The sequence below is a fragment of the Actinomadura physcomitrii genome (assembly GCF_008923205.2).
GTDB classification, from domain to species: Bacteria; Actinomycetota; Actinomycetes; order Streptosporangiales; family Streptosporangiaceae; genus Spirillospora; species Spirillospora physcomitrii.
This window is the reverse complement of record NZ_WBMS02000010.1, coordinates 57,036-83,458: the sequence shown is the minus strand read 5'-3', so window position 1 is coordinate 83,458 and position 26,423 is coordinate 57,036. Positions and strand designations below refer to the sequence as shown.

Genomic DNA, 26,423 nt, shown 5'->3' with positions numbered 1-26,423 from the left:
CGACGGATAGAGCCCCTCCCAGCACGTAGGCGCGGTCCACCTAATCGAGAGTGACGCGAACGCGCTGTTCCACCAGCAGGACCGCCGCCCGGTCCCTGGCGACCGAATCGCGTACCGCCTTCAGCAGCCGCCGGCACGATCAACCGGTGCCAGACGTCCTTGGCCGCCCGCCGCCATAGACGCCCGTCGCATGGGCCACCGCAACGCCCTCTCACAGGCCCTCCTTGCCGACGCGGTGCTCGCCTACCTGTCCGACGCCTGGTGGGAACCCGGAGCATGCGCCTTCTCCGGCACACGGCCTGTCCCGACCGGAAGGCCGTCTGGCACGGCGCGGTCGGCCTCGGAGACCAAGCGGCTCATCGTGGGGCGGCCGGCGCGTGGTCAACCCACGCCGCCCGGTCGCTCCTGGCACCGGTGAGTCGTCGGGATGTCACGGGTGGCAACAGTCATGTCGAGCGTGAGCAGCTATGACCACGCTCACATTTTTTGGTTTACTCCTTGCAAATGGACTGCTATCGTCATTGGCCAGACCAAAAACCGGGACGCTGTGCCCCCTGCGCAGGAGTAGACGTTGGTGCTGCAACTGGCTGTCCAGGGCCTGGCGACGGGCGCTGGCTACGCGCTCTTCGCGATCGGCCTGATCTTGATCCACCAGGCGACTCAAACGCTGAACTTCGCCCATGGCGCCATGGCCGTGGTCGGTGTCTTCGTCGGGCTGAACCTGGTGACCAAAGCGGGCTGGAACGTGGTTCTCGCTTGCGTGGCGGGCGTCCTCGTGTCCGGCGCGCTGGGGGCGGCCTCGTACGTATTCGTTCTGGGGCCGCTGGCTCGGCGCACCGGTTCGAGGTCCCTCCACGCGCACCTGGCGGCGATGCTCGTGACCTTGGGGCTGCTCTACATCCTCCAGAGCGGGACGTTGAACATCTTCGGCTCGGAGGTGTACCGGTTCCCCGACCTCTTCGGCTCTACGGAGTGGCACATCGGGGACGCGAACGTCCCATCCAGCCATGTTGGAGCGATGATCTGCACTGCCTGCCTCCTCGTTCCGACGCTGATCTTCATTCGGCGCGCCCGCTGGGGGCTTGCGATGCGTGCCGCCAATGAGAAGCCCGAGGCGGCCGTTCTGATGGGCGTCGAAACACGGATCTTGTATCCGGCCATCTGGGGTATCGGCTCCGCCATCGCGGCTCTGGCCGGCATCCTTATCGCGCCGGTTTCGTTCGTCCAGGTCAACATGATGGACTCGACGCTGATCGCGGCTCTCGCAGCGGCCACGGTCGGCGGCTTGTCGAGCTTGACCGGCGCCGTCGCCGGTGCAGTCCTTCTCGGCGTCGTGCAGAGTTATGCGGCCTACGGTCTGGGCGCCAACACAGCGACGATCGTGACCTTCTTGATCATATTCGTAATGCTGCTGTTGCGACCTACGGGCATCGTCGCCGAGCGACGGGCGCGAGAGCTGTGAGCGCCTTGTCCGTGTGCAGGCGCTTCGGCCTCAGCGGTTTTCTGACATCGGCGGTGGCGGTGCTTGCCGTTGCGGCACCTTGGATCTTCTCGCCTTACACGCTCTATCTCGCGACGCTTGCCGCGGTCTACGCCTTCGGTGCCATCGCAGTGAATCTCGCGACCGGCTACATCGGCATTCTGTCGCTCGCTCCTGCAGGCTTCTATGCCGTCGGCGCGTACTCGGCGGCAGTGGTGGGACCGCATGCCGGCGACGACCTGATCGTCGTGTCCGGGGCAGCGATCGTGATCTCGGCGGTACTGGCACTCGTACTGGCACTGCCGGTGCTGCGGCTCAAAGGCATCTACCTGGCCATCGCGACCTTCGCCTTCGCGCTCGTGGTCCAACGGATCATCGTCGCCCTGGACGACATCACCGGGGGGAACGTCGGAAAGTCCATCGGCACCCTGAAGGTCGTCGGCTGGGTGGTGCCGAATCCCACCAGCCTCTACTTCACCGTCGTGGTCGTCCTTGCGATCGGCCTGGTGTTCTCGTTCCTCCTGCGCTCGTCGGCCTCCGGGCGCGCGATGTTCATGGTGCGCAGTGATGAGGCCGGCGCTGCGGTCGCGGGAGTCAACGCGCGCCGTCTGAAAGCCGTAGCCTTTGTCCTCGCTTCGGTCTACTGCGCGGTAGGCGGTGTGCTCTACGGGTACGTCGTCGGCTTTGTAAGCCCGTCGAACTTCGACATCCTCCTCACCATCCAGTTCCTCGCGATGGCAGTGATCGGTGGCCTTGCCCGGCCGGCAGGGCCGCTCATCGGAAGCATGTTCGTGGTCATCGTGCCGAGTGTGCTGAGCGCTTTCCAGACGTGGATACCCGCCGTATACGGAGCTTTGATCATCGTGGTCATCCTCCTCATGCCGGGCGGTATAGCCGGGCTCGGCGCCCAGCTAGGGGGCGCCCTAGGACGATGGCGAGCGAGTCACGCGCCGCCTTCTCCAGAGGAGGACGCCGAGGCTTCGTCCTCGCTGTCGATCACGGAAAAGAAGGCGGTCCGATGAAATCCGATGACGTGGCCCTCAGCATCGACGGCGTCTCAGTGCAATTCGGTGGCGTATGGGCTCTCCAGGAGGTCGGCTTCGAACTCGAAGCGGGAACCACGCTCGGGCTTATCGGGCCCAACGGTGCCGGGAAGACGACTCTGCTCAACGTCATCAGTAGGATCCACCGTGACGCCAAAGGCGATATTCGACTGCACGGCGAGTCCATCGCACGACTGTCACCGCATCACCTCACGACTCGCGGCCTGGCAAGAACGTTCCAGTCGCCGCCGGCTCTGAGTGAATTGTCGGTGCGTGAGCTCCTGCAGATCGGCTACGTCGCCGGCCAGAACAGCCGGCGGGGTCGCCATCGCCTGCGCCGCGGGTCCGACGACCGGCTCATCGATGAGGTGCTGGCCGGGCTGGGCCTGCTGGAACTCCGCGACGAGGGATGCTCGAGTCTCGCCTACGCGGAGCAGAAGCTGGCCGACCTCGGTCGCGCACTGTGCCAGCGACCATCGGTGCTCTTGCTCGACGAGCCGTGTGCCGGACTCAACGCCGAGGAGAAGCGAGAGTTCGTCGACGTGATTCGAGGCGTCCAGGAGGAACGGCCGATGTCCGTCGTGCTCGTCGAGCACGACATCGAGACGGTGCTGGCTGTGTCCGACCGGGTCCTGGTCCTGAGCTTCGGCCGGAAGATCGCCGAGACCGATCCGTCCCGCGTCATGGATCTTCCGGAAGTGCGCCGGGAATACCTGGGGGAAGCCGAATGAGTCTGACCATCGACAAGCTCTCGGTCGGTTACGGCGCGGTCGACGTGCTGCATGACGTCGACCTGGAGGTGCCGAGTGGCTCGATCGTCGCGCTCGTGGGTCGCAACGGCGCGGGCAAGTCAACGCTGATGCGCACTGTCGCCGGCTTGATGAAGCCCCGTTCCGGCGAGGTGACCCTGGAAGGCAGGCGGCTGACCGCGCGCCGGCCTGCCGCCGTGGTCCGGTCGGGAGTGGTACTGGTGCCGGAGGGACGTCAGATCTTCGCGAAACTGACGGTCGAGGAAAACCTTCGGATGGGTTGTTTCGTGAGTGTGCGAGGCCCAGCCGCCGAAGCGCGCCGCGCCGAGATGTACGAACTTTTCCCCATTCTCGGTGAGCGCCGTCACCACCCTGGCGGCTCGCTGTCGGGAGGACAGCAGCAGATGCTCGCCATCGCAAGGGCTCTGCTCGCGAACCCGCGCCTGCTGCTCATGGACGAGCCGTTCCTCGGACTCGCTCCCGGGGTGATCGTCGAGGTGCGGAACGTCATCGCCGACATTCGCGAACGCGGCACGAGCGTGCTTCTCGTCGAGCAGAGCGTGCAGGCCGCCCTCGCCACCGCCGACTCCGCCTATCTGCTCAGCAGTGGCCGGATCGTCGCCTCCGGCCGCGCCGACCAGATGCTGAACGACGCGAGCCTGCGGAAGACGATGCTGGGCACCTCAACCTGATCGCGGAGGAGCTCGAAAGCCTGGCGCGATGATGCTCAGGCAGATCACGTCTGGAATGGACCGAACGAAAAGGAAAAATGATGGGGTGGATGAAGCATCTTGCTGCGACACGGGTGATGCTCCCCGGGGCACCCCGGCGGGCCGTTCTCGCGGCCGGTTTCGCGACGACTCTCCTGATGGCGGCGGCCTGCGGAAACGGCAGCGTCAGTTCGTCGACCGGAGTGTCGGGCAAGGAGATCAAGATCGGTGCGACGCTGCCACTGACGGGGCCGGCGGCGGCGGTCGGCGTGGCGGTCCGGCAGGGGCTCGACGCTTCCGTCGCCTCGGTGAACGCTCATGGCGGTATCAATGGACGCAAGCTCAAGGGCTACTGGGAGGACGACCAGTACAACCCCGCGGTCACCAACGGCAAGGTCCAGAAGCTGATCAACAACGACCGCATCTTCGCGTTCGTGGGCTTCGCCGGCTACTCGCAATTGCTAGCGGTGAAGCAACAGATCGACCGGGCGAAGGTGCCCGTGATCGGCCCGGTGGCGACCGGCACGAAGGTCAACGACCCGCCTCAGACGTACATCTTCCCGGTTGTCGCCAATGACACCGCGGAGACCCACCAGATGGTCGACACTCTGGTGGACCGCCAGGTCCCGGCGTCCGAGATCGGCATCGTGTATGTCCAGAATGACTTCGGTCAAGGACTGCTCGATAACGCGACCGCGTACCTTAAGAGCAAGCACTCGACGACCCCCAAGGCCGTCGTCGGCGTCCAGGCCGGTGCCTCGAGTGTCTCCGCCGAGGTCAGCAAACTCAAGTCCAGCGGGGCCAAAGGCATCTTGGTGATGCTCACCGACGGGGACGCGGCGTCGTTCCTCCGGGAGGCGCAGCGGCAGGGCCTGGGCGCCCAGATGATCGTCAGCGCCGGCGCTACCTCTCAGAAGTTCCTGGACCTGACCGGCAAGTCCTCGGAAGGCGTGCTGGGCGCGGGCAAGCTGCCGGTGGCCACCGACGCCGGCAACCCTGCGGTGGCTCAGTATCAGGCCGACATGAAGAAGTACCAGCCGGGCGCAGCGTTCTCGTACTACAGCTTGCTGGCGTGGACCTCCGTGCATGCCTTCGCAAAGGCCGCCGAGCAGGCGGGTGATGACCTGACTCGGCAGGGCCTGATCAAGGCACTCGAGACTTGGAAGAACCAGAAGGTCGGAGCGAGTGCTCCGCTCACTTTCGGACCCGGAAACCGCACTGCGACCAACGTCGAAGAGATCCTGCAGGTCAAGAACGGCGTGTGGACCACGGCCTCGTAGGAGGCCACGGCGTTCCCGGGGGACGATGACCAGTGGTGTGCGGCCGGATGTGTGACAGACGGGGGGTCGGCCGGGTGATGCTTGGGCCGACCCCCCAGAAATAGCGGAACGCTCGAAGGCTACGTGCGGCCTTCCGGCGGCGCCTATCGGTAATGCTTCTCGTTCTCCGAACTGCAGCCTGGCCGAAGTGGATCGCGGCTTCCCGGTGGTGGGATCCTCGCGTAACCGGCGTCATTGCATCGGAAGACGAACGAGGAAGTCCGGTGTGGCGCTTCCCCGCGAATTGAGCACCTGGTCGCCGAGAAGGAGGTCCCGTGACGACAGCGGTACTCGTCATCGACATGCAGAATGGCTTTTGCCATCCGAAAGGCTCGTTGCCGAGTCATCATATTGTGCTGCCGCGAATCAATGAGGTCGTGGCACAGAACGTCGCACTTCTGGAAGAGGCGCGTTCGGTCGGCTTGCCGATCGTCTACACACGTCACGTATTCCGACCCGACTATGTGGAAGCGCAGCCCCGCGTCCGGGCTCGCCTCCCCATGGACGCGCGCCCGCTTGTGCGCGGCAGTTGGGACGCCGAAATCATCGACGAGCTTGCCCCCCGGCCTGCGGATCATGTCATCGACAAGAGCCGCTTCGACGCATTTCTCTACACTGAACTCGAGACCGTCCTGCGCGGGATGCAGGTGCGCAGGCTGCTCGTCAGCGGCATACTCACCAGCGTCTGTGTAGAGTCGACCGTTCGCTCTGGTCAGCAGCGCGACTTCGACATGCTGGTCGCGGCTGACTGCTGTTCGGCGCCCGAAAGGTTCCACGCGCCGGCACTGGAAGTCATGGCGGAAGTCTTCGCCGAAGTCGGCCAGTGGCGTGCTTTGCTCAAGAACGTTCTATGACGCCGTCCTATCGCGACGGCGTAAGCAGGCAGATGACGCCGCTAACCAATGTCGGCGTCCGAACCAGGGGCTCTGCGTGCTGTTCTATCGTGCCGCCGTCGATTTGTCGTGTTCAACGCTGAACTACCTGGCCGGACTGATCCGCCGATGCCGCAGCACTCTTCGGACGTCCTGGCGACTGCTCAATCCCTGGGCAGCAGGCTCTGCTGGTTCTGGTCGATCTACGGGGCGTCGATGTTCATCCTATGCCGGTGCGGTTGCGGAGTCTCGCCTGGGCCGGCTGTGATGTGTCGCGCCGACCGCGGGCGCGCAGGGCGGCGGTGGCCTGCCATCATGAGGATATGGCTTCACATGCGGCGCAGGACGCACGATCGACAGGGGGGCGTGCGACGGTGAGTCGCGGCGCCGTGCGCGATGTGGCGCTGACCTTGTTCGCCGAGCGCGGGTATCACGGCACCGCACTCAGCCAGATCGCTGCTGAGCTCGGGATCCGTACCCCGAGCCTGTACAACCACATGCGCGCCAAGCAGGATCTGCTCAGTGAGATCGTGCTCGAGACGACCGAGCAGGTCTGGCTCGACTACCAGGCGGCCGTGGACGGTGTGGAGGACGTCGCTGAACGGCTTCGGCAGGCGATTCGGACCTATGCCCTGCGGCATGCCACGCACCGGCGCGAGGCTCTGATCGTCAACCAGGACGCGGGCCATGTCGAGGAGCCGGCCCGCTCCCGGGTGTTCGAGCTGCGCCGGTCCCATGAGCGGGCCGTTCGTGGGCTGATCGAAGAGGGGATCGCGATCGGCCGGTTCAAGGAGGCCACCCCGTCGTTGGCGTCCTTCGGGATCCTGGAGATGTGCGTCAGCATCGCGCGCTGGTTCAGCGAGGACGGCGTGCTGTCTGCCGAGACCGTGGCCGACAGGTACAGCGAGTACGCCTTGCGCATTTCCGGGTTGGTCGAGGCCGAGGACCGGCCGGGGGAGTAGCGCAACCGGACGAACGCGGTGATCGGTGAGGCTGCGCCAAAGGGCAGATCGACCCACTGGGCAGGCCGCTGACAGCGGATCAGCCCTGTGCCGCCAGCGGGCCTTCGTCCCCTGGGGAGGCTCCAGGGGTGGCGCTCGTGGTCACGGGATGAGGATGGGTTTGACGGTCTCGCCGGTGTGGCAGTCTCGTTCAGCCTGGTTGATCTCGTCGAGCGGATAGCGCCGGATGAGCTTGTCGAAGGGAAAACGGCCGGCCTGCCAGTGCCCGATCAGCTGCGGTATGAAGAGCTGCGGGACGGCGTTGCCCTCCAGCAGGTAGGTGAGTTTCTTTCCCCTGAGCTCGTGCGGACTCAGGGTCACCGGGGCGGGAGAAGCCCCCACCAGGGCGCAGGTGCCGCCCGTGGCGAGGCTTTCGACGGCGGCCTTTACGACGGCCGGTACCCCGGTGGTGTCCATCGCGGCCTCGGCCCCACCGGTGGCGGCTCGGACAAGGGCGGTCACCTCGGGGTCGGCGCCGTCGACGACGTGCGTGGCCCCCAGTTCGAGGGCGAGTTCGCGGCGCTTGGGGTGCAGGTCGACGGCGACCACCGTTCGGGCCCCGGTGAGGACGGCGGCCATCACCGCGGACAGCCCCACCCCGCCCGCCCCGAAGATCACCACGTTCTGCCCGGCCTTCACGCCCAGCCCGAGCAGCACCGTCCCGGCGCCGGTCTGCACTCCGCAACCCAACGGGCCGAGGAGCTCCAGCGGCACGTCGTCACGGACTTTGACGGCGTTCCGTGCGGTCGCGACGGCGTACTCGGCGAAACTGGACTGACCGAACCAGCGGGTGCCCAGGGGCAGCCCGGCCGCATCCGTTCCGGCATGCCCTCCGTCGGAGCGACGCCCAGTGAGATTGCGGAGCGCGGCCTCGACACAGTAAGAGGGCGCAGCGGAAAGGCATTGCCTGCACCTGCCGCAGCTGTCATAGCTCAACACGACCGGATCGCCGGGGGCGAAACCGGTCACGCCGGGGCCGATCTCCCGGATCACTCCGGAGCCCTCGTGCCCGAACACGGCCGGCAGCGCGTTTCTGGCGGTACCGGGCTCACGGGCCGTCAGGTCGGTGTGGCATACCCCGGCTCCGGCGATCTCGACCAGCAGCTCTCCAGGTCCCGGATCGGCCAGATCGATCTCTTCGACGGAGAAGGGCTTCGCGGGGTCGCGTAGTACGGCTGCGCGGGTCTTCACGTCAGGGCCTTGGCGAGGACCCTGGTCGGGCAGACAGGGACGGCCTCGGCAGACGCCGCGCAACGTCCTTCTTCCATGGTCACCTTCATGCGCCCTACCTCCCGGAGGGGTCGGCTGATGATGGGTTCCATCATGATTCAGACAGATAGTGTCTGTAATTCGCCACACGATAATGGACGGCTCGGATGGCGTCAACGGATCTTGTGTACATCGGTCCGAAATGGGCGATCTAGGGGCTTCTGTGGTGGTGTGTCATGGCGGGTTGCGGTGCCGCCGGTGGCCCCCGAGTCCAGTATCGGACGATACTGGTCCGTATTTGGCCGCTGATCGAGTGAAGTCGCGGTCGTGGCAGGATGGCGCGCATGAGCACCCCTCCTCGCGGGCGGCCGGGCCGCCCCGTCGACCCGGAGATCGACTCCCGGGTGCTCAGCGCGGCGCTGGAGGTCTACAGCGAGGTCGGTTGGGCGGGTTTCACCATGAACGCGGTGGCCCGGCGGGGCGGGGTCGGTAAGGCGGCCCTCTACCGCCGCTGGCCCACCAGGCAGGATCTGTTCGCCGCGGCGATCAATTCGCTGCGCACTTCCGGCCCGGTCGAGATCACCGGGTCGCTGTACCGGGACCTGACTCAGACGGCCAACCGGCTCATCAACCGCTTCCTCGGCCCGCACGGTATGGCGAGCATCCGGGCGCTGGTCGACGCCAAGATCTACCCGGATGAGTTGGGCGAGGCTCTGGATTATGTCAGGCAGTCCACCATCATCGGCGGACGCAAGATCGTGCTCGCCGCGGTCGACAGCGGCGAACTGCCGCCCGATGTCTCGCCGTCACTGATCATGGATGCGCTGGCGGGCACGCTGGTGCACCGGATCCTGCTCATCCCCGACACCCGGCGGGCGCAACTCGCCGCTAACCCCGAACCCCTGGTGGCTCAGGTCGTGGACTTGGTGCTGCGAGGGGTCGGCTGGCAGGGGACGGTGTCGACGCGTCGCACGGAGAGCGGCTCGGGGGAACCTCGAACGGCGAGCGAGGGATAGCAGCCGATCGCGGTGCCGCCCCGAGCGAGGCAGCCGGTGTGACGGTGCGGAGGACCCGCCCTCACCTGTGCCCTGGTCCCTGCTTGGCGCGATCCGGCCGTTCTGTGGCTCGACGACCGGTACCCCTCCCTCCCTCGCCGACGGCATCGTTGCTCTCGGGCCCCTTTCACTGACCCTTGACCTGGTGGCGCCTCGTTCCTACGATGTTAACTAACGTTAATTAGTATTAGGGCCATGGAATTGACGGCGGCCGGTGCCGACGCGTGTGCGCCGGCCGTGCGAGTCACCGGCTGACGATCATGCAGTCCCACGCCAGGTCCCACGAATGTCACGCTTTCTGACGACACTTCGATCGTCAGGCACGGCCCGGAGGTAAGTGATGGAACTGTTCGCGATGCCGAGGACGGTTGCAGAGCGTCTCACGGACGGCTCGACGGTCCTGAGGTCGGCCTTGCCGCTCGGGCCGTACGCGCAGAACATGGCGACGCCCTTCCGGGAGACGGCGCGAAAGCACCCCGACCGCCTGCTGGTCGCCGACCGCGCCGGGCAGGAGTGGCGCCGAATCGCCTACGGGGCGGCGCTGCGGACGGTGGATGGCCTCGCGCAGGCGCTCCTCGACCGCGGGGCGGCCGGCCGACCCGTCATGATCCTCTCCGGCAACGGCATCGAGCACCTGCTGCTGACGCTGGCGTGCTTCACCGTCGGCTCGCCCGTCGTGCCGGTCAGCACCGCCTACTCATTGCTCGACCAGGCGCACGCCAAACTGAGGGCCATGGCCGGCCTGGTCGAACCGGCCGTCGTCTTCGCCGACGACGCCGAGGCGTACGCCGGCGCCCTCGCGGTGAGCGGGGGACAGATCCTCGCCGGACGTGAGGAGTTCCGGAAATGGGCCGCCACCACGCCGACTCCCGAGGTGGAGAACAGGTGCGCCGCGGTGGACGCCGACACCGTCGCGAAGATTCTCTTCACCTCGGGCTCGACCGGATTGCCCAAGGGAGTCGTCAACACTCATCGAATGCTGTGCGCCAACCAGCAAATGCTGCGGCAGATCTGGCCGTTCGTCGCCGACGAGCCTCCGGTCATGCTCGAGTGGCTGCCTTGGAGCCATACCTTCGGCGGGAACCACAATGTCGGTCTCGCCCTCGCCAACGGCGGCAGCCTGTACGTCGACGACGGCCGGCCGGCTCCCGACCTCGTCCAGCGGACGGTGCGCAACCTTTCGGAGGTCCGGCCGACCGTGTACTTCAACGTGCCCGCCGGGTACGCGTCGCTGCTACCGCATCTGGAAAGGGACCGTGAATTCGCCGAGGCGTTCTTCTCCCGCATGCGCTTTGTCTTCTTCGCGGCGGCGGCCCTGCCCCAGCAGATCTGGGACGGCATCACCGCGGTCGCCGCATCGGTCGGCGCGGACGCCACGATGACGACGTCGTGGGGATGCACCGAGACCGCTCCTGCCGCGACGTCGGCGTACTTCGCCTCGGGTCGCAGCGACTGCATCGGCCTCCCGCTCCCAGGCGTCTCCATCAAACTGGCGCCGGTCGGCCCGAAGATGGAGATCCGTGTGAAGGGGCCGTCCGTCACGCCCGGATACTTCAACGACCCCGCCCGGACCCGCGAGGCGTTCGACGAAGACGGCTACTACCGGACGGGTGACGCCGTCCGCATGGTCGACGATGCCGATCCGGGGAAGGGGCTGGTGTTCGACGGGCGGATCAGTGAGGACTTCAAGCTGGACACCGGGACGTGGGTGAGCGCCGGTACGCTGCGTTCGGAACTGCTGAACGCGTCCGAGGGCCTTCTCGCCGATGCCGTCCTCACCGGGCAGGACAGGCCCTATATCGGCGCCCTCGTCTGGCTGAACCCGGCCAGGACGGAGGCGCTGGCCGGCTCCGGGGAACCCTCCGCCCGATCCGCCGAGATCCGCGCCGCCCTGGCGGCCACTCTGGCCCGCCTGAACGCCGCCGATGCGGGAACCTCGCGCAAGGTCGCTCGGGCCCTCGTCCTGGAAGAGCCTGCCTCGCTGGCCGACGGGGAGATCACCGACAAGGGGTACATCAACCAGCGTGCGGTCCTGGACCGTCGTGCCGATCTGGTCCGCCTGCTGCACAGCGAGCCGGTGGCCGAGGCGGTCATCCTGCCGGCCGCGCCGCTGGATCACCCTGGGGCCGCCCGCTGAGACCGTGCGGCGTCGGGAGCGCTCCGTTCCTGCCTCAGAGCAGCTTGTCCACGCTGATCGGTAGGTCGCGGACGCGTTTGCCGGTCGCATGGTGAACGGCGTTGGCGACGGCCGCGGCAACGCCTGTGATCCCGAGTTCGCCGGCGCCGAGGATACCGCCCGGCATCGTCGGGTCCGGGGTGCCGAGGAAGGACACGTCGATCGGCGGGACGTCGGCGTGGACGGGGATGTGGTACTCCGACAGGCTCGGGTTCATGATGCGGCCGGTACGGGGGTCGACGAGGGTCTCTTCGGACAGGGCCATGCCGAGGCCCATCACGATGCCGCCGCGCAGCTGGCTGACCGCGCTCTTGGGGTTGACCACCGTGCCGATGCTGAAGACGCCGGTCCACCTGGTGACGCGGACCTCGCCGGTGTCGGGGTCGACGCGGACCTGGCAGAAATGCGCACCCGTCGACGCCCTTACCCAGCGCCGCCGGTCGCGCGCGAGACGCAGCATGAATCGCGCCTGGTCGGACTTGCGCCCCAGCTGCGTGCTGGATCCGACCTTGGCTTCGATATGCGGGACGTTCGCCCGGCGCAGGACCTCCTCGTGGCTGTCGCCCCCTGTGCGCCGCGCCATGGTCCGCAGGGATCGCTTCAGTTTCTTGCATGCCTCCAGCAGGCTGGCCGCGACGGTGGCGGTCTGCATGGAGCCGCCGGCGAATGGTCCCTTCGGCAGTGCCGAGTCGCCGTACTCGACGTGGACGGCCTGGAACGGCACGCTGAGCGCGTCCGCCGCGATCTGCGCCTGCGCCGTCGCGCCGCCGGTGCCGATCTCCTGGAAACCGCACCGCACCAGGACGGTCCCGTCCGCTGAGAGCCGGACCGTGATGTCGGCGGTGAAGTAGCCCGCCGGGTGGTACGCCGACGCCGCACCCATCCCGACCAGCCAGCGGCCGTCTCGCATTGAGCGAGGCTCGGGGGTCCGCTCGTGCCAGCCGAACCGCGCGGCTCCCTGCCGGTAGGACTCGGCCAAGGTCCGGAGCGAGAACTCCTTGCCGTCCAGTGGGTTCGCCTCGGGTTCGTTCCGCAGGCGCAGTTCGATGGGATCGATGTCGAGTTCGTAGGCGAGTTCGTCGATCGCGCACTCCAGCGCGAAGGTGCCGATCGCCTCGCCCGGTGCCCGCATCGGGATGTTCGGCAGCAGGTCGAGCCGCACGAGCTTTTGCTCCAGGAGGATGTTCTCGGCGGCGTAAAGGTGCTGGGACTGAGTGGTGACCGGCTCGGGAAAACCGCCCACTCGCCCGGTACGGGTGACACTGGTGTGCACCAGCGCGGTCAGCTTGCCGTCGTGGGATGCGCCCACAGCCACCCGCTGGATCGAGGGGGTGCGTCCGCCCACGGTGCGGTAGACGCCTTCACGAGAGAGCGCCAGGCGGACCGGCCGGCCCGTGGCCCGGGCCGCGAGCGCGGTGAGGATCGTGCCGGGCCAGACCGCCCCTTTGCCGCCGAAGCCGCCACCGACGAAGGGGGAGAGCACGCGCACGTCGTCCGCGGGCAGCCCGAAGCGTGCCGCGAGGTGCGCACGGAACCAGTCGATGGCCTGAGTCGGTTCGTGAACGGTGAGCCGGTCGCCGTCCCAGACCGCCACGGTCGCGTGGGGCTCGAGAGCGTTGTGGTTGTGCGGCGGAGTGGTGAAGCGCAGGTCGAGGGCGACCGGTGCGGCGGCGAGCGCCTCCTCCGCGTCGCCCTTCTTCGCACCGGCGGGCATGATGGGGCTGCTCGGCTGCGGGCGGGCGTTCGCTTCGGCGCCGGTGAAGTCGACCGCGGCCTCGGACGGGGCGTACTCGGCGCGGACGAGCGCGGCGGCCTGGTTCGCCGCGGCGGCGTTCTCGGCGACGACGACCGCGATCGGCTGCCCGTCCCAGTACACCTCGTCGGTCTGCAGGTAGTCGACCGAGGTGCCGGAGACCATCGAGCTGAGGTCCAGCGGACTTGTCTTGGGGACCGGTTCGAGGGGCGGGGCGTTGCGGTGGGTGAGCACGGTGATCACGCCGGGCACCGCGCTCGCGTCGTCGGTGTGCAGGGCGGTGATCCGGCCGCGGCTGATCGTGGCGTGGACGAGCGCGGCGTGCGCGAGGCCCGGGTAGGTGTGCTCCGCGGCGAATTCGGCCGCGCCGGTCGTCTTGGTCTTCCCGTCGACGCGATCGAGCGGCTTTCCGACGGCGCCGGTCGGCTTCTGGGCCGTGGTCATATCGTGCTCTCCTCGTCTCGGCCGTCGGGGACCAACCGCCGCAGCGTCGCCACTATCGTGCGCCGCGCGAGTTCGACCTTGAAATGGTTGTGCGGTGTGGTCGCCGCGGCGGCCAGTTCGGCGTCGGCGGCCCGCAGGAAGCCCTCGTCGGTCGCCGGTTCGCCGAGAAGCACCCGTTCGGCTTCGGTGGCGCGCCACGGTTTCGTCCCGACACCGCCCAGCGCGAGCCTGGCCGCAGTGACCGTCCCGTCCTCGACTCCCAGAGCGGCGGCGACCGAGACGAGCGCGAACGCGTAGGACGCGCGGTCGCGCACCTTGCGGTAGCGCGAGTTCGCCGCGACCGGTACCGCCGGCAGTTCGACGGCCGTGATCAGCTCGTCGGTGGCCAGCGTGGTCTCGACATGGGGCGTGTCGCCGGGCAGCCGGTGCAACTCGGCGATCGGGACGCGCCGAGTACCGCGGACACTGCGCACCTCGACGACCGCGTCCAGCATCGCCAGCGCCACCGCCATGTCCGAGGGGTGCGCCGCGATGCAGTGCTCGCTCGTGCCGAGGATCGCGCTGTTGCGGGAGAAGCCGCCGATCGCGTCGCAGCCGCTGCCGGGCTCACGCTTGCCGCACGCGGCGGCGCCGTCGTAGAAGTACAGGCAGCGGGTGCGCTGCAGCAGGTTCCCGCCGACGGTCGCCATGTTCCGCAACTGCGCGGACGCACCGTGCAGGACCGCCTGCGTCAGAACCGGATAGCGGGTCCTGACGAGATGGTCGGCCGCAAGCCGGCTGTTGCGGACGAGCGCGCCGACCCGGACTCCGCCGTCCGGCAGGTTCTTGATCTCGCCCAGCGGCAGGCGAGTGATGTCGACGACCTTCGCGGGCCTTTCGATCCCCTCGCGCATCAGGTCGACGAGGTTCGTCCCGCCGCCGAGGAGTTTGGTGTCCTCGTCGTCGGCGACCGCGCGCAGCGCCGTCTCGACATCGGGTGCGCTGAGGTAGGAGAAGGGCATCATCCGGCGACCTCCTTGATCGCCTCGACGATGCCGTTGTAGGCGCCGCAGCGGCACAGGTTGCCGCTCATCCGCTCGCGGATCTCCTCCTCGTCCAGCTCATCGACCTCGTCGTCCTCGGTCACCGCGCTTGCCATGCCTTCCTTGTGCTCGGCCAGCATGCCGATCGCCGAGCAGATCTGGCCCGGTGTGCAGTAGCCGCACTGGAGGCCGTCCGCGCGGACGAGCGCCTCCTGCAGCGGGTGGTCCACGCCTTCGATGGTCGTGATCTCGTGCCCCTCGTACTGCACCGCCAGCGCCAGGCACGAGGTGATCCGCGCACCGTCGGAGAGGACTGTGCAGGCGCCGCACGCGCCCTGGTCGCAGCCCTTCTTCGTGCCGGTCAGGCCGAGTTGGTCACGCAGCGCGTCGAGCAGGCTCACCTGCGGTTGGACTTCCAGCGTCTCGGCGGACCCGTTGATCCGCAGCGATATCTCCACCCTGCCTCCTTCGCCCGCCCGTGGGCTCGAAGTTAACAGGACGCCGTTCACTTAACAAGCGGACGGCGTCCTCTAAACCGTGGGGACGTATGATGTCGAGGACATGACCAAGGCGTTTCTGCGGGCCAGGCGTCCCGAGCACAAGCAACAGCGCCGCGCGGCGATTCTCGACGCCGCACGCGAGCTCGCGATCCGATCGGGCGTGCGCGAGGTGAGTCTCGGCGGCGTCGCGGAAGCCGCCGGCATGGCCAAATCCAACCTCGCGCGGTATTTCGCAACGCGCGAGGAGATCTACCTGGAACTCGCGGCGCAGGAGTGGAAGGACTGGGAGCGGGCCGTCCTCGACCGGCTGGCCGGTTCGCCCGCCCCGGACACGTTGATCGACACGCTCACGGGCACACTGGCCGAGCGCCCGCTGTTCTGCGAGCTGCTCAGCCACACCGTGACGACCCTTGAGCACAACGTCACCATTGAAGCCGCCCGCCGGTTCAAACTCGTCACCCTGGACGTCCAGTTCACGCTCGCCAAGGCCGTCGCGCAGGCCTGCCCTGAGTTCACCGGAAACGAGGCACGCGAACTTGTCGCGGCGGCCGCGGCGCTGGCCTCGCTGCTCTATCCCGCGGCGAACCCGCCCCCCGTGATCGCCGAACTCTACGACCGCGAGCCCGCCCTGGCCGCCGCGGCCGGCGTCCCGTTCGAACCCGCGATGAAGCGCATGCTCACCGCCATCGCCGCCGGCCTCCCGACCCTCCGTTGAGCGATCGCCGGATCGGCGCGTCGCGACGTCTTTCCCCCGGCACTCCGGTGAAGGACAGCCGTCGGCCGGTCCGGAACCGGTGCCTCCCAGAGCGCGAAGTCGCGCCATCGGCATCTGCCCGCGCCTGACGGGAGTGTCGCGGACGCTTCCGCATTGAGCTTCCAGCGGGCGGCGTCTGTCGCACGAATGTCCGTCCTGTCCGTGGAAGTGAGGTACACCACTTGCTACCTTCCCATACTAACGATCGTTCGTTAGTGGGAGGTTCCGTGCTCAGACTGGAACTGATTCAGCCCGTCCCCCACCTGCTGGCCGAACAGGCGGAGCGGTTCGGCGACAAGGTCGCTTTCCGCGATGACCGGCGCTCCGTCGGATACGCCGATCTGGAGCGCCGCACCGCCCGGCTGGCCGGCCATCTGCGAAGCCTCGGGGTCGCACGTGGTGACCGGGTGCTGATCTACATGGACGACCGGGTGGAGACGGCGGAGAGCTACCTGGCGACCCCCCGCTGCGGCGCGGTCGGTGTGTGCGTCAACCCGGGCGCCGCGCTTCCCGAGATCGGATACATGCTCGACAACAGCGGTGCGCGGGCGGTGATAACCGACGGGGAGCACGTCGAGGCGGTGCGGGCCCTGCTCGCGCAGCGGACTGCGACGGGCGCCATCCCGATCCTGGTCGTCACCGACGACACGCCTCCCGCCGGAACGGTCTCCTACGAGAGGCTCATGTGCAGTGCTCCGGCCCTGCCCGCTTCGGACGACCTCGGTCTGGACGACGTGGCCTGGATGCTCTACACCTCGGGCACCACCGGTCGGCCCAAGGGAGTGCTGCTGACCCAACGCGGCTGCCTGTGGGTGGTGGCGGCATGCTGGGCGCCCATCGTGGGTCTTTCGGCTGATGATCGCGTTCTGTGTCCGCTGCCGCTGTTTCATTCCTACGCACTGGTGCTCTGCGTTCTCGGCGTCTTCGCCGTTGGGGCCAGCGAGCGGATACTGGGCGGCTTTTCGCCGACGAGGGTTCTGGAGGAGTTGGACGATGGGCCGTACACGGTGCTGCCGGGGGTTCCCACCATGTTCCAGTACCTCCTGAACGCAGCCGGGGACGGCCCGGTGCGGACCGGGCGGCTGCGGCTCTGCGTCTCGGCAGGAGCGATCATGCCGGGCCCGTTGAACGAGGCGTTCGAGCAGGTCTTCGGCGTGCGGCTGCTGGAGGGCTACGGGATCACCGAAACCTCCACCATGGTCACGATGAACTGGCCGACCGGCGGGAGGGTGATGGGGTCGTGCGGGCTGCCCCTCCCCGGGGTGGCGGTGCGCCTGGTGGACCCGATGACCGGCGATGACGTCGAAGCCGGCGGAGAAGGGGAGCTGTGGGTCAAAGGCCCGCTCGTCATGGCGGGTTACCACGGCCGGCCGGAGGCCACCGCGGAGGCGCTGCGCCACGGCTGGTACCGCACCGGTGACCTGGCGCGCTGCGACGCCAATGGCTTCATCACCATCAGCGGCCGTATCAAGGAACTGATCATTCGCGGCGGCGAGAACATCTACCCGGCGGAGATCGAGCTGGTTCTGCTCGACGCTCCGGGCGTCGCGGACGCGGCGGTGGTCGGTCGGCTCCATCCCGAGCTCGGTGAGGTGCCGGTCGCCTTCGTCGTGCCGGAAAGGCCCGGTGCCCTGGACGTGTCCGCCGCGGTCGCCGAATGCCGCCGCCGGCTGTCGTCCTTCAAGGTGCCTGAGAGGTTCGTCGAGGTGGACCACATCCCGCGCACGGGCTCCGGCAAGATCCAGCGCCACCGGCTGGCGGAAGGACTCCAGCCGCCGGCCGGCGGCGAGCAGGGCTGACCCAGACCAGACCACGGTTGACCCTTGCTGTAGCCTGCCCCTATCGTACTAACTAACGATAATTAGTAGGCGGAGATGTGGAACTGACGAACACCTTCACGGTGAACCTCCCGGTGGCCGACGCTTGGCATTTCCTCACCGATCTGGAGCGCGTGGCGCCCTGCCTGCCCGGGGCCTCCGTGGTCGATGTCGACGGGGACGAGTACCGCGGCCTGGTCAAGGTCAAAGTCGGCCCCGTCTCGGTCAGCTACACCGGGACCGCCCGGTTCGTCGAGCGTGACGACAAGGTGCACCGTGCGGTGATCCGCGCCGAGGGACGGGACGTCGGGGGACAGGGCAACGCGGCGGCCACCGTCACCGCGACCCTCGCCGAGCAGGGAACGGCGACCCTCGTTTCGGTGCGGACGCAGCTCGCACTGTCGGGAAGGGCGGCGCAGTTCGGACGCGGTGTGATCGCCGACATCAGCAACAAGTTGCTGGGGCAGTTCGTCGAGCGGCTGGAAGTCGCTGTTGCCCGCTCCGGCGTCGCGCAGGAAGCCGGCACCCCGCCCGAGCGGCCAGGTCCTGCCGTAGCGAACGGCAACGGGCTCGCCGGAGTGCGTGGGACGGGCGACCTCGCAGTGGCGGCGGTCGCCGATCCCGCGGCTTCGGACGTCGAGCCGCTGGATCTCACGGCCGGGCTGGGCGGAGTGCTGCTGCGCCGCGCCCTGCCGGCGGCCGGAGCGGTAGCGGCGGTGGCGGCACTGATCACGGTGCTGGTGGCGGCCTTCAGACGGAGGCCTGCGGTCCCCGCCGCCACGCTGGTGATCAACCTGCCGGCCGCACCGGTCGCTCCCGCCATCGCACACCACCGGAAGGGTGATCGCTGATGACCGACTTGATCAGGGAACCGGCGCTCTACATCGACGGCGCCTGGATACCCGGGGCCGGAGGCGAAATCGAGGTGGAGAACCCCGCCACCGAAGAGATCTGCGGTGTGGTGGCCCAGGCGGACGGTGCGGAGGCCGACGCCGCGATCGCCGCCGCGAGGGCGGCGTTCCCGGCATGGGCCGCGACGCCGGTTCCCGACCGTGTTCGCCTGCTGCGCCGCCTCCATCATGTGCTCTCGGAGCGAGCGGACGTCTTCGCATCACTGATCCAGCGTGAGCTGGGCGCGCCGGCCAAGCTCGCGCGCGGGCTGCACGTGCAGGTGCCCTTGGGCGTGATCGAGAAGACGGCAGAGGCACTGGCCGAGTTCCCGTTCCAGACTCGCCGTGACCATTCGATCATCCTGCGCGAGCCGGTCGGTGTGGTGGCCGCGATCACCCCCTGGAACCTGCCACTGCACCAGGTGGTGGTGAAGGTGGTCCCGGCGATCGCGGCGGGCTGCACCGTTGTGCTCAAACCGGCGACGCTGACCCCGCTGGCCGCGTTCGAGCTGGCCCGCGCGTTCGATGCGGCCGGATTCCCCTCGGGGGTCTTCAACCTCGTTCCCGGTGGCGGCCGGGAGATCGGCGACCGGCTCACCCGCAGTAGGGACGTCGACCACGTCTCGTTCACCGGCTCCACTCTGGTCGGTCGGCAGGTCGCCGCGACCGCCGCCGAGACGGTCAAGGGCGTGACCCTGGAGCTCGGCGGCAAGTCGGCGAGCGTGGTGCTGTCCAACGTCTCCGACGACCTGCTCGCCAAGGCCGTGAAGGTCACCGTGGCCAACTGCTACCTCAACGGCGGGCAGACCTGCACCGCCCTGTCAAGGCTCATCGTCCCGCGCGGCAGGATCGGCAGAGTCGAGGAGCTCGCGGAACAGGAGGCCGCCAAGTACATCCCCGGCGGCCGGCTCGGCCCGCTCATCTCCGCCGGCCAGCGCAAGGAGGTGCAGCGGTATCTGGCCGCCGACGCCGAGTTGGTGGCCGGTGGAATCGGCGGGCAACTGCCTGAGCGCGGCTACTACGTGACTCCCACTGTCTACAGCGATGTCGATCCGGACTCTGCACTGGCGCAGGACGAGATCTTCGGTCCAGTGCTGTCGATCCTGGCCGCCGACTCCGACGACCACGCCATCGAGATCGCCAACAACTCGATCTACGGGCTCGGCGGCGCCCTGTGGATCCAGGACACCGACCGGGCGCTCGACTACGCGGCGCGCATCCGCACCGGCCAGATCGACGTCAACGCCGCCCCCTTCAATCCGCGGGCGCCGTTCGGCGGATACAAGCAGTCCGGGCTCGGCAGGGAGATCGGCGACTACGGAATCGACGACGTCCTCGAGGTGAAGGCGGTGCAACTGTGACCGAGGTCGCAGCCCTGGTGGTGCGTTCTCAGGACGCCCCGATGCGCGTCGAGCGAATCCGGCTCCGCGATGTCGGCCCTGGTGACGTGCGGGTCCGGATCGACGTGACGGGAGTGTGCCACTCGGATCTGTCTCTCGCTCGCGGTGTACTGGCGCAGCTGATGCCGGCCGTCCTCGGCCACGAGGCGTGCGGCACGGTCGTCGAGGCGGGCGCCGGCGTGACTGAGGTCGCCGAAGGCGACCGGGTGATCCTCCTGTGGATCACGCCATGCGGCCGCTGCGTCCACTGCTCGCGCGGTGAGGCGCATCTGTGCGTGAACGGATCGGAGCGTTCGTTCGAGCCGTATGCGGTCGATGCCGCTGGAGAGCCCGTGTATCCAGGATTGACCGTGGGATCGTTCGCCGAGCAGACCGTGGTCCCGGCCGCTGCGGTGGTGAAGGTTCCGGACGACATCGACAGCCGAGACGCCGCCCTGCTGGGCTGCGCCGTCACGACCGGCGTCGGTGCCGTGAACAAGACCGCCGAGGTCGCTCCCGGTTCGTCGGTGCTCGTGCTCGGACTGGGCGGCGTGGGACTGTCGGCCATCCAGGGAGCCAAGCTCGCCGGCGCGGCGACTGTGATCGCGTCCGACCGCAACCCGGACAAGGCGAAGCTGGCTCTGGATCTGGGCGCCGACCATTTCCTCCCCGCCGATGACGAGACGCGTAAGGCGGTCCGCGGGCTGACCGGCAAGCAGGGCGTGGACTATGCGTTCGACTGTGTCGGGTCGGGACGCACGATCCGTGACGCGTGGAGCATGACCCGGCGTGGCGGCACCGTGTGTGTGGTCGGCATCGGAGGCAAGGACGACCAGGTTCTCTTCAGCGCTCTCGAACTGTTCCATTTCGCCCGCACGCTGGTCGGCTCGGTGAGCGGATCCCTGGACGCCCGCGCGGATCTTCCTCGCTACTTCGACCTGGTCCGTTCCGGACGGCTGAACCTCGCCCAGCTCGTCACCGGCCATGGGAACCTCGACGACGTCGAGGACGCGTTCGCCGACATGGCCCGGGGCCGGGGCATCCGCACCCTCATCGAACCGGGGCGCTCATGACCATCAGCACCCTGCCGGGGGATACCCCCGAGGAGGGCGGCGCGGTCGGGACGACCGTCCGCCGCAAAGAGGACGGCCGGCTCGTCACCGGCCACGGCCGCTACGTCTCGGACCTGCGGCTCCCCGGAATGCGGCAGGTGGCCTTCCTGCGCAGCCCGTACGGGCACGCGCGCCTTCGCCGGATCGACGCCTCGGCCGCCCGGACGGCCGATGGCGTGGACGGCGTGTTCACCGGGGACTCCGCGGAGATCGCCGCGGTCGGGCTGCGGGCACTGTCGGCGCTGCCGTCGTACATCGAGACCGAGCAGCCGGTGCTCGCCCGGGCAAAGGTCCGGTTCGCGGGTGAGGCGGTCGCCGCTGTCGTGGCAGGCGATCGATACCAGGCTGAGGACGCGATCGAGTTGATCGATGTCGACTACGAGCCGTTGCCCGCGACGGTGTGCGCGTGGGCCGAGCCTGAGGTGCCGGTGCATGACGAGGCGCCTGACAACGTGCTGCTGCAGCGGACGTTCGAAGCGGGCGACGTGCCCGAGACCATGGCCGGCGCCTATCTGGTCCTGGAGCGGGAACTGGTGACCAACCGGCACGCGGGCAACCCGATGGAGTGCCGCGCCGGCGTCGCGCTCTGGGACTACGCCGACAACAGGCTCACGTTCTGGTCCGGGACCCAGGTTCCGCACCTTGCCCGCAACATGCTGGCCGAACTGGTGGGGCTTCCCGAGGGGAACGTACGAGTCATAGCCCCGGACGTCGGCGGAGGCTTCGGCACCAAGGCCGTCCTGTATCCGGAGGACGTCGCGTTGTGCCTCATGGCGCGCGCGATGCGAGGCGTGCCATTGAAGTGGGTGGAGGATCGTTCGGAGCACCTACTGGCGGCCACGCACGCCCGCGACCACCGTTATCTGATGCGTGCGGGCTTTGCCGAGGACGGGCGGCTGCTGGCGCTCGAAGCCGACGTCACCTGCAACGTCGGAGCCTATTCGGTGTATCCGTGGACGGCCGGCATCGAACCGCTGATGGCCGGAGGACTGCTGACCGGGCCGTACAGGCTGGGCCACTACCGGTGCACGGTTCGCGGCGTCGCCACCAACACCTCGCCCTCGGGTCCGTACCGGGGCGTGGCGAGACCGGCCAGCGTCTTCGCCATGGAGACGGTCCTGGATGAGGCCGCCCACGAGCTCGGCATGGACGCCGTGGACATCCGCCGGCGCAACCTCATCACCGTCGGGGACGTCCCGTACCGGATGCCGACGCGGTTGATCGACGAATCCGGCCGCTACGGCGAGTGCCTCGACAAGGTGCTCGACAGCATCGGGTACGACGGATTCCGCGCCGAGCAGGCGCGGCGCCGGGAAGCGGGGGAGAACCCGATCGGCGTCGGGTTCGCCTGCTACAACGAGCTGACCGGACTCGGGCGGGCAGCGGCTGCGGGACCGCGTATGGCCTTCCGCACCGGGCACGACGCCTGCACCGTACGGATCAACCCCGACGGCAGGGTCACCGTACTGTCCGGGGTGACGTCCCAAGGACAGGGCTTGGAGACGACGATCGCGCAGGTCGTCGCGGATGCGGTCGGCGTCGCCTATGACGACGTCGATGTCCGCATCGGGGACACCACCGAGTCTCTCTGGGGATTCGGTGCCTTCTCCTCCCGGCAGGCGGTCATCGGCGGCGGGGCCGCGCACCGTGCCGGGGAGGCGGTGCGCGGCAGGGTGCTCGCGCTGGCCGCGGCGCTCTTCGAGGTCGAGGAGGCCAAACTCAAGCTGGAGGCCGGGCGGGTCCACATCATAGGCGTCCGGGACGAGCTCGCCACGCTCGCCGAACTGGCCCGGGTCGCGTATCTCGAATCCAACCGGCTGCCGGACGGCTTCGAACCCGGTCTTGAGGCGACCCGCTTCTACGACCCGATCCGCGGGGCGTTCGCCGCCGGAGTCCAGGCCGCCATCGTGGAGGTCGACCGAGCCACCGGCGAGATGGCGATCTTGCGATGGGCGTGCGTCGAGGACACCGGACGGGTGATCAACCCGCAGATCGTCCACGGCCAGGTGGCCGGTGCCATCGTCCAGGGCATCGGTGGGGCGCTGTACGAGCACCTGGTCTACGACGAGGCGGGCAACCTCACCACTGGAACGTTGATGGACTACCTGATGCCTACCAGCGCCGAGATACCCGAACTCGACATCGGCCACATCGAGGTGCCGGCGGACAACCCGCTGGGCGTGCGTGGCGTGGGCGAAGGCGGCACCCTCGGTCCGAACGCCGTGCTCGCAGGCGCGGTCGCCGACGCCCTCGGCGTCCGGATCTCCCGCCTGCCGATCACGCCGGCCGTGGTCTGGGAGGCGGTCCAGTGATCACCTCCGACTTCGACGACGGCGTCGCGATGCTGGTCCTGGACATGCACGAGCGGCGCAACGCCCTCGACATCACGGCCTGCGACGCGCTGCGAGAGGCGTTCGAGACCGCGCTCGCCAAAGGCGCCCGCGCCATCGTGGTCACGGGCCAGGGCTCATGCTTCTGCGCGGGAGCGGATCTATCGGGGGTGTACGACCAGGGGTTCCGCACGGCGCTCTACGGGATGCTGCGTACGATCACCGCCGCTTCGGTCCCGGTCATCGCCGCGGTCAACGGCCCCGCCATCGGGGCCGGCACTCAGCTGGCCATCGCGTGCGACCTGCGCGTCGCCGCACAGACGGCCAGGTTCGCGGTGCCTACCGCGCGCAAGGGGCTCGCCGTCGATCCCTGGACCGTGCGGAGGCTCGCGCTGCTGGCGGGAGGCGGCTCGGCAAGGGCGTTGTTGATCGGCGGCGAAACGATCGGCGCGGAGGTCGCGTTCGCGCGTGGGCTGGTGGATCGCCTCGGTGACCTGCCCGACGCGCTCGCATGGGCCAGGGAAGTCGCCGCGTTCGCGTCTCAGTCGCTGGCGTACTCCAAGAAGGCGCTGGAGTCGATGTTCGAGCCGCGCCTGTGGGACGCCGAACTGGACGCGGCCTTCGAGCGCTGCTGGCCCGATACGGGAGCGACGTCGTGAAGCCCGCCCGTTTCGACTACCTGCAGGCCACGAGCGTCACGGAGGCGGTAGGCGCGTTGGCGGCGGCCGAAGGCGAAGCGAAGATCCTGGCAGGCGGGCAGAGCCTCGTTCCGCTGATGGCGCTGCGCATGGGCCGGCCTTCGCTGGTGGTCGACGTCAACCGGATCCCCGGATTGGGCGGGATGGCGATCGCCGACGGCGTCGTCCGCATCGGAGCCCTCACACGGCACTCCGCCCTGTCCGAGCAGCGCGCGCATCCGCTTCTTGCGGAGGCCGCACGCTGGATCGGACACCAGGCGATCCGTTCGCGCGGCACCGTCGGCGGCAGCATCGCTCACGCCGACCCGTCCGCGGAGCTGCCCGTCGTCGCCACGGCGCTCGACGCCGTCGCTCTGGTCGCGAACCCGGCTGGACGCCGGCGGATCCCAGCCGCGGACCTGTTCGCCGGCCCCTTCGAGACGACACTGGGCCATGACGAGATGATCATTGCCCTGGACTTTCCGGTTCCGCGGCGGTGGGGATTCGCCGAACTGTCGCGTCGCCATGGCGACTTCGGTCTCGTCACCGTCGCGGCGGCGGAGATCGACGGCCGGGTGCGGATCGCCGTTGGCGGCGTCGGCGGCGTCCCGTACCGGGCGGTGGACGCCGAGGCCCGGCTCGCGGACGTGGAACTGACACCCGCGGCCTTCGACGAGGCGGCGCGGCTGACCGCCTCGGGGATCGATCCGGCCGACGACCTGCACGCCACCGCGGCCTACCGCCGCGCCATGACCGCCGAGCACACGCGCCGGGCACTGCTCCGGCTCCGAGAGCGACCCGAGGGAGTACCAGCGTGAAGGTCGGCTTCACGGTCAACGGCGAAGCGGTGAGCATGGAGGTCGAGCCCCGCACCACCCTGGCCGACGCCCTCCGGGAAGGCCTCGGCCTCACCGGAACGCACCTCGGCTGCGAGCAGGGAGTCTGCGGGGCGTGCACGATCCTCCTCGACGGGAGGCCGATCAGGGCCTGCCTTATGTTCGCCGTCCAGGCCTCCGGGTGCTCGGTGACCACCGTGGAGGGCATGGCCGCAGAGGACGGCACGCTGCACCCGCTCCAGCGCGCTTTCTGTGACCAGCACGGACTGCAATGCGGTTTCTGCACTCCGGGAATGCTCATGTCGGCGCTGCACTTGCTGCACCGGGAGACTTCCCCGACACGGCGGCGCATCCGCGAAGAACTGTCCGGCAATATCTGCCGCTGCACCGGCTACGCGTCGATCGTCGACGCCGTGCAGGCGGCCGCGGAGGAAATGGCGGCGGGCATGGACGACGCGGCCCCGACAGAGGTAACGGGAGGGACCACATGAAGATCGGGTCGATTGAGATACTCCCCGTGTACGACGGGACCGGTCGCGAAGTCGCCCGCGAAGTGCTGACCCGGACGGGTGGCGACACCGATGCCTGGGCCTGCCACGAGAACCTCCTCGATGCACGAGGCAATCTCGAGTTCCCGCTTGGCGGCTTTCTGGTGCGGAGCCAGAGCCGGACGGTCCTCATCGACGTCGGGATCGGTGGAATCGAAAGCGACAGATACACGGGCGGCGCCTTCATCGACAGCCTGCGCTCGCTGGGCACGGCCCCGGAGGACGTCACCGACGTCCTGTTCACCCATCTGCACTTCGACCATGTCGGCTGGGCGACGCGGAAGGGTGAGATCGTGTTCCCCAACGCGACTCATCGCGTACACGCCGCCGATTGGGAGCACTTCGTCGACGGGCCCGATGCGGTTCCCGGCGCCGTGCGCAAACTCGCGCCGCTACGCGACCGTCTCGAGCCGTTCGAGGGGGACGTCACGCTCCTTCCGGGCCTGGACGCCCGGCACTCGCCCGGCCACACCCCCGGCTCCAGCATCTACGTGGCTTCCAGCGGAGGTGAGCGCGCCCTGTTCCTCGGCGATGTCGTGCACTCGGCGGCGCAGATCAGCGACCCGGATCTGCGCTGGATCCACGACGTCGACCCCGACGCCGCCGAGTCCGTCCGACGGTCGGTGCTGGAGAGCGCCGCGGACACCTCGCAAGTGATCGCGGCCCCGCACCTGCCCGGCATGCGGTTCGGCCGGGTCATCACCGTGGCCGAGACCCGCCACTGGACCATCGTCTAAGGAATCACCT

Annotated in this window: 23 protein-coding genes and 1 pseudogene; 20 read left to right on the top strand and 4 right to left on the bottom strand. The window is 68.6% G+C overall.

The window, feature by feature from the left end; all coding sequences use genetic code 11:
- The first annotated feature begins 574 nt into the window (after positions 1–574).
- The 8 genes and pseudogenes from F8568_RS14860 to F8568_RS14830 all read left to right on the top strand — a co-directional run bounded on the left by F8568_RS14860 (position 575) and on the right by F8568_RS14830 (position 7,135).
- Entirely contained in the window at positions 575–1,462 is an 888-nt protein-coding gene (locus tag F8568_RS14860; RefSeq protein WP_328600897.1) for a branched-chain amino acid ABC transporter permease, read from the top strand.
- On the top strand, positions 1,459–2,502 hold the full coding sequence (locus F8568_RS14855) for a branched-chain amino acid ABC transporter permease (protein WP_160573625.1): 1,044 nt from the start codon (positions 1,459–1,461) through the stop codon (positions 2,500–2,502). The genes F8568_RS14860 and F8568_RS14855 overlap by 4 nt, the downstream gene beginning before the upstream one ends.
- Entirely contained in the window at positions 2,499–3,254 is a 756-nt protein-coding gene (locus F8568_RS14850) for an ABC transporter ATP-binding protein (protein ID WP_160573624.1), read from the top strand. The genes F8568_RS14855 and F8568_RS14850 overlap by 4 nt, the downstream gene beginning before the upstream one ends.
- On the top strand, positions 3,251–3,964 hold the full coding sequence (locus tag F8568_RS14845; RefSeq protein WP_151594132.1) for an ABC transporter ATP-binding protein: 714 nt from the start codon (positions 3,251–3,253) through the stop codon (positions 3,962–3,964). The genes F8568_RS14850 and F8568_RS14845 overlap by 4 nt, the downstream gene beginning before the upstream one ends.
- Before the next feature lie 89 nt (positions 3,965–4,053).
- On the top strand, positions 4,054–5,262 hold the full coding sequence (locus F8568_RS14840; RefSeq protein ID WP_160573623.1) for an ABC transporter substrate-binding protein: 1,209 nt from the start codon (positions 4,054–4,056) through the stop codon (positions 5,260–5,262).
- Positions 5,263–5,576: 314 nt separating this feature from the next.
- Positions 5,577–6,155, top strand: coding sequence for a cysteine hydrolase family protein (locus F8568_RS14835; protein ID WP_151594130.1), 579 nt, complete (start codon positions 5,577–5,579; stop codon positions 6,153–6,155).
- 76 nt (positions 6,156–6,231) lie between these two features.
- Positions 6,232–6,382 (top strand): annotated as a pseudogene (locus F8568_RS48110) (IS5/IS1182 family transposase); the annotation flags it as partial.
- A gap of 114 nt (positions 6,383–6,496) precedes the next feature.
- Positions 6,497–7,135, top strand: coding sequence for a TetR family transcriptional regulator (locus F8568_RS14830; RefSeq protein ID WP_151594129.1), 639 nt, complete (start codon positions 6,497–6,499; stop codon positions 7,133–7,135).
- Positions 7,136–7,276: 141 nt separating this feature from the next.
- Here the strand turns inward: F8568_RS14830 and F8568_RS14825 are convergent, their stop codons facing one another.
- The gene (locus F8568_RS14825; protein ID WP_151594128.1) at positions 7,277–8,365 is read right to left on the bottom strand and encodes an NAD(P)-dependent alcohol dehydrogenase; all 1,089 of its coding nucleotides are present in this window, start codon (positions 8,363–8,365) and stop codon (positions 7,277–7,279) included.
- 353 nt (positions 8,366–8,718) lie between these two features.
- Between F8568_RS14825 and F8568_RS14820 the strand changes: the two genes are divergently transcribed.
- Both F8568_RS14820 and F8568_RS14815 read left to right on the top strand, forming a co-directional pair.
- On the top strand, positions 8,719–9,399 hold the full coding sequence (locus F8568_RS14820; RefSeq protein ID WP_151594127.1) for a TetR/AcrR family transcriptional regulator: 681 nt from the start codon (positions 8,719–8,721) through the stop codon (positions 9,397–9,399).
- A gap of 478 nt (positions 9,400–9,877) precedes the next feature.
- Positions 9,878–11,575, top strand: a complete 1,698-nt coding sequence (locus F8568_RS14815; RefSeq protein WP_202124962.1) for a feruloyl-CoA synthase — start codon at positions 9,878–9,880, stop codon at positions 11,573–11,575.
- A gap of 34 nt (positions 11,576–11,609) precedes the next feature.
- On the opposite strand, the gene F8568_RS14810 is transcribed toward F8568_RS14815, so the two are convergent.
- The 3 genes from F8568_RS14810 to F8568_RS14800 are packed head-to-tail and all read right to left on the bottom strand — an operon-like array spanning position 11,610 to position 15,291.
- Complete coding sequence (locus F8568_RS14810) at positions 11,610–13,811, bottom strand: xanthine dehydrogenase family protein molybdopterin-binding subunit (RefSeq protein ID WP_151594125.1); 2,202 nt, start codon at positions 13,809–13,811, stop codon at positions 11,610–11,612.
- On the bottom strand, positions 13,808–14,815 hold the full coding sequence (locus tag F8568_RS14805) for an FAD binding domain-containing protein (RefSeq protein ID WP_151594124.1): 1,008 nt from the start codon (positions 14,813–14,815) through the stop codon (positions 13,808–13,810). Before F8568_RS14805 ends, F8568_RS14810 begins: the two co-directional genes overlap by 4 nt.
- Complete coding sequence (locus F8568_RS14800; RefSeq protein ID WP_151594123.1) at positions 14,812–15,291, bottom strand: (2Fe-2S)-binding protein; 480 nt, start codon at positions 15,289–15,291, stop codon at positions 14,812–14,814. Before F8568_RS14800 ends, F8568_RS14805 begins: the two co-directional genes overlap by 4 nt.
- 103 nt (positions 15,292–15,394) lie before the next feature.
- On the opposite strand from F8568_RS14800, the gene F8568_RS14795 reads away from it, so the two are divergent.
- From F8568_RS14795 to F8568_RS14750, 10 genes are all read left to right on the top strand, one after another.
- On the top strand, positions 15,395–16,048 hold the full coding sequence (locus F8568_RS14795) for a TetR family transcriptional regulator (protein WP_151594122.1): 654 nt from the start codon (positions 15,395–15,397) through the stop codon (positions 16,046–16,048).
- Positions 16,049–16,314: 266 nt separating this feature from the next.
- A complete protein-coding gene (locus tag F8568_RS14790) occupies positions 16,315–17,886 on the top strand; it encodes a class I adenylate-forming enzyme family protein (RefSeq protein ID WP_151594121.1) in 1,572 nt (523 codons plus the stop codon).
- Positions 17,887–17,963: 77 nt separating this feature from the next.
- Positions 17,964–18,755: an SRPBCC family protein gene (locus F8568_RS14785; RefSeq protein ID WP_151594120.1), complete on the top strand. Its 792-nt coding sequence runs from the start codon at positions 17,964–17,966 to the stop codon at positions 18,753–18,755.
- Complete coding sequence (locus tag F8568_RS14780; protein ID WP_151594119.1) at positions 18,755–20,155, top strand: aldehyde dehydrogenase family protein; 1,401 nt, start codon at positions 18,755–18,757, stop codon at positions 20,153–20,155. The genes F8568_RS14785 and F8568_RS14780 overlap by 1 nt, the downstream gene beginning before the upstream one ends.
- Positions 20,156–20,196: 41 nt before the next feature.
- Positions 20,197–21,246: a zinc-binding dehydrogenase gene (locus F8568_RS14775; RefSeq protein WP_151594260.1), complete on the top strand. Its 1,050-nt coding sequence runs from the start codon at positions 20,197–20,199 to the stop codon at positions 21,244–21,246.
- Entirely contained in the window at positions 21,243–23,597 is a 2,355-nt protein-coding gene (locus F8568_RS14770) for a xanthine dehydrogenase family protein molybdopterin-binding subunit (RefSeq protein ID WP_151594118.1), read from the top strand. Before F8568_RS14775 ends, F8568_RS14770 begins: the two co-directional genes overlap by 4 nt.
- Complete coding sequence (locus F8568_RS14765; RefSeq protein ID WP_328600881.1) at positions 23,594–24,274, top strand: enoyl-CoA hydratase; 681 nt, start codon at positions 23,594–23,596, stop codon at positions 24,272–24,274. The genes F8568_RS14770 and F8568_RS14765 overlap by 4 nt, the downstream gene beginning before the upstream one ends.
- Complete coding sequence (locus F8568_RS14760; RefSeq protein ID WP_328600880.1) at positions 24,211–25,110, top strand: FAD binding domain-containing protein; 900 nt, start codon at positions 24,211–24,213, stop codon at positions 25,108–25,110. The genes F8568_RS14765 and F8568_RS14760 overlap by 64 nt, the downstream gene beginning before the upstream one ends.
- On the top strand, positions 25,107–25,619 hold the full coding sequence (locus tag F8568_RS14755; RefSeq protein ID WP_151594116.1) for a (2Fe-2S)-binding protein: 513 nt from the start codon (positions 25,107–25,109) through the stop codon (positions 25,617–25,619). Before F8568_RS14760 ends, F8568_RS14755 begins: the two co-directional genes overlap by 4 nt.
- On the top strand, positions 25,616–26,413 hold the full coding sequence (locus tag F8568_RS14750) for an MBL fold metallo-hydrolase (RefSeq protein WP_151594115.1): 798 nt from the start codon (positions 25,616–25,618) through the stop codon (positions 26,411–26,413). Before F8568_RS14755 ends, F8568_RS14750 begins: the two co-directional genes overlap by 4 nt.
- Positions 26,414–26,423: the final 10 nt, after the last annotated feature.